This window comes from Psychrobacter communis, assembly GCF_014836505.1.
GTDB classification, from domain to species: Bacteria; Pseudomonadota; Gammaproteobacteria; order Pseudomonadales; family Moraxellaceae; genus Psychrobacter; species Psychrobacter faecalis.
Window position 1 is genome coordinate 1 of the sequence record NZ_JACSQR010000064.1, and the last position, 3,926, is coordinate 3,926.

Consider the following 3,926-nt stretch of genomic DNA (forward strand, 5'->3'; position numbering starts at 1 on the left):
TAAAATAGCCCATCTACTTATTAGATGGGCTATTTTATTACTTTTATTGAGTTTTTGCCTTAACTGACTGGCATTACCCCACTAGAGGGCTTTTTTATTTCACCTTGTCATAATGATTATTAAATGCCGTTTAAAAAACTTAGCAGCGTTTGTTGTTGCGTGGCAGGTAATTGTCTAAAACGTGTCTTAGTACTTTCTGCTTCACCGCCATGCCAAAGTATCGCTTCTGTCAAGCTGCTGGCGCGACCATCATGCAAAAACCGTGCTTCTGGGTCACGTGCGACAATACCGATGCCCCATAATGGCGGTGTACGCCACTCATAGCTTTCGGCATTTTTTTCTTTAACGCCGTCATCTAAACCTTTGCCCATATCATGCAGCAATAAATCGGTATAAGGATAAATAGTTTGCTGGGCGAGCAGCGGAAAGCGCCCGCTAGCGCCCGTTTTTTGTTTTGGCGTATGACAGCTCGCGCAGCCCACTTGGGTAAAGAGCTGCGCGCCTTTATTAAAGGTCGATAAATCAGCCACTCGGCGCTCAGGCACTGCCAAGGCGGCCATAAAATCGGTCACCGCATCCAAGCTGCTGTCTGAAACCTCAGGCGTGCCGCCATTGGGCGCTGTCCAACAAATCGGCTGATTGGCTGTACAATTGGGATCCATAAATACGGAAGTGGTCAAACCCATATCTTGTGACATGGCATTGGCGTTTTGGGTGCGTAGGCTTGAGTTAATCGCCTTCCAGCCAAAGCGGCCAATGCGCCGCTGTTTGCCATCCTGTACCCAATGTACGCGCCCACTAATGCCGTCGTTATTGTTATCGTCAGGGTCAGCTGCCGCAATGATATCCGCCTCAGGAATCAAGTCGAGCAAACCCATGCCGACCAATTGCGGTGAGATACGCCCACTGATAGCGGTATCTCCCAGTGGCTGATTGGGGTCGGTGGCGCTAAAGTCAAACTGGATACCGGTAGGTTGGTTGCCATTACTCGCTGTGATGGTGTAGCGCATTTTACCTTCGGCTGCGATGCTGGTATCGATACTTTGATGTTGCATTTGCTCGCCGTAATAAGTGTGCGCAAGCCCTTGTTTGTTGCCGAGCCTAAATAAAATGGCGTCACTTAGCTCGCCATTTGCCGCATAAATGGGTTTGCGTCCTTCAGCACTATGGCACTGGGTACAGGCATTGGCGTTAAATAAGGGGCCAACGCCATCAAAGAGCACGCGACCTTGATTGGCTGGCGTCCATTCGGTGATAAATAGCTCGCGACCTGGCGATACGCCGCCCAAGGCACTGCTTGGTAAATTGGGCATAATTTGTAAAAATGGCCTTGAGATATCGGCAGCAATGGTCGCGTTGCCACCGGCTGGTAGCCAATTGATATCAGTTTCAGGATTGTTTGGGCTGTCTGGGTTGTCAGGTGGAGTGGGCGGCGTAGGCTGGCTAGGTAACTCCGGTGTGTTAGAGCTGTCATTGCTTGAGTTATCGGAAGCGTCCGAGCCGCCACACGCACTTAGTAATAAAGTTGCCGTTAAACAAAATAGCGCACGGCGTATGGCGGGGAATAAAAGAGTAGAGGGAGTATTTGAAAGGTTTAGTGAACAGTGATTTGGTGAGTGAGGCAGTAGAGACATGGCAAGACCTAAAATGGCTAAAAATATCATTTATTAAATTATGAAAAAAACACCAAAGATGAGTAAATGGAAATTAACAAAACCGTAATTTAACAAGGGCAACATGAATTTGGCTGCCCTTGTTCACTACATTTGCTATTGCATACTCATGTTAAAGATAAGTCGCGTTTATAGCTGGCTTGGTAAATTGACTGGCATAGGAGTGTTATACATCCAAACGTGGGTAGTGTCTTTATTACCGAGTGAGCCCTCAAAGCTCCAACCCCATGTAAAGAGTTGACCGTCTCTATGCGAGGTATTGGTATTAGTATTGGTATTTTGCTGCAGAGGTTTTTCATGGGCGATCAAGTGCATGACGCCCATCGCCATATTGTCGATATTTTTTAAGTTAGGTAATTTATTGGTCGGCTCATCTAAATCCTTATAGACAGTTTTGCCTGCGCTATTTGTTTCCCCAAACATACCCCACGCATAAAGGATACCGTCTGTCGCTGAGCCATTTTCTGTTGTGCCATTGTTCGATGGCACATCGTCCAGCAGCGCATAGCTGGCATTGCCATTGGCATAGATACGACGAATATTTTTATCAGTAAACCATGGCAGTTTGGTTGGCTTAACAATGGTGCTTTTCCAAGCGCTTTGAGTGCCTTTGAAATGCTTACCGTTATAACCTATTTGGCTACTGGCATTGAGCCCCCAAGCGTAGACCGCTTCCTTATTGGTTAGCGCCAATACATGGTCGCGTCCAGCGGCAAGTTGGGTCACTTTTTCAGTGCCAATGCTTGGGTCAGAGGCAAGCTGAGGAGTAGGGACAATAGCGTTAGTAGTATTGACGTCAACATTGGTATGGGCATTGGTATTGCCGCTCAGAACATCAATACGAATCGGCCTTGCATTAACATTGATACAGTTATTGGCTTTGTTACATTCTTGCCCGCGACCTAGATTGGCATAGGCGTCGCTGCCCCAGCCCCAAACTTGACCTTTATCATCTAAGGCGTACGAGCTATTGGCACTGGCCACCACTTGCACGATATGCCCGATGTCAGCGGCTGCTGAAAAATCAACCTTAACCGGTGTGCTGCTCTCTATCGTTGTCGCATTACCAAGCTGTCCTTGGGTGTTGGCACCAAACGCCCACACGCTACCGTCTTTGGTCAGTACCAAGTTATGCTTATAACCTGCTGCTACCATCAGCGCATTATCAATACCAGCGATAGCACCAATATCTAGGCGGCAGTCTTCGGTCTTACTACAAGTGTTGCGGCCAGTCTCGCCGCGTCCTAATTGCCCAGAAATATCTTCGCCCCAACTATAAACCTGACCTTTAGCATCTAGCGCCAGCGAATGATTTTGATTAAACTTAATAGATACTAGGTCTTTTGGCGCACTGTGCATCAGCATGGGGGTAGCTGGATGACCCATGACGTCGGCAATTTTTGTCGTCATTCCCAGACCTGTTTGCCCATAATTATTGCGCCCCCAACCATACAGTTTTCCATCGCGCAGAGCAGCAGTATGTGAGCCACCCGCCGCGACAGTATCGCCTAGATAGACAGTTTTGGTCGAGCGCATGATGTTGCCGTTATTATCTGTGGCTTCTAAAGTGATTTTATTGCTACCCAATGCCAATAAAATACGCGCGTCAAAATTCCCGTTTGTATCAAAGTCTAAGGTTTGCACTGGCTCTTCGTTGCGCTTATATGTCAACGATTTGATGCCACTGCTATCTTGCACTTGCCCAGAAACAAATATTGCCGCCACCGCGCTATAGCCATCGGTAAAGTTGCTATCAGTGGTCAAAAGTGGCGGCGTCCCATCAATGATTGTGGTGTCATCAGAATCATTGCCACAAGCAGTTAGCATCAAAGTCGCGCTGATAAGTGCCACTACTTGGCTAAGACGGGATAAGCGCATAAAAACCTCAATAAATGATCAATAAAAGAATAGGTGTTTAAATATAGGAAATAGCAACATAGCGTAAAATGGGTGTAACTATGGATGCGAATAATATTACAAATGATAATTATTATCAATATATAAATAAAAATGTTGATTTGATGGATTGAAGATAAGTGTTTTTTATATAAGGGTAGTTAAGGGTTTTAGAAAATGAGTTTTAAGGTAAATATAGTCAATCCTACTTAAAAATGTTATAAACTAATTAACAAATTCAATTGTTATTATAAAGACCATGACTTACTCACTAGATTTTCGCAAACAAGTACTAAAAAGCTTAGACGAGGGTATGACCTTTGCCGAGGCAGCTAAATTCTATAACCTCAGCCCAAC

General features: G+C 45.8%; 2 protein-coding genes. Both read right to left on the minus strand.

Annotated elements, in window-relative coordinates; translation table 11 throughout:
• Positions 1-119: 119 nt before the first annotated feature.
• Positions 120-1,634, minus strand: coding sequence for a di-heme oxidoredictase family protein (locus tag H9653_RS12160; protein ID WP_191692562.1), 1,515 nt, complete (start codon positions 1,632-1,634; stop codon positions 120-122).
• 168 nt (positions 1,635-1,802) lie between these two features.
• On the minus strand, positions 1,803-3,551 hold the full coding sequence (locus H9653_RS12165; protein WP_191692563.1) for an RCC1 domain-containing protein: 1,749 nt from the start codon (positions 3,549-3,551) through the stop codon (positions 1,803-1,805).
• Positions 3,552-3,926: the final 375 nt, after the last annotated feature.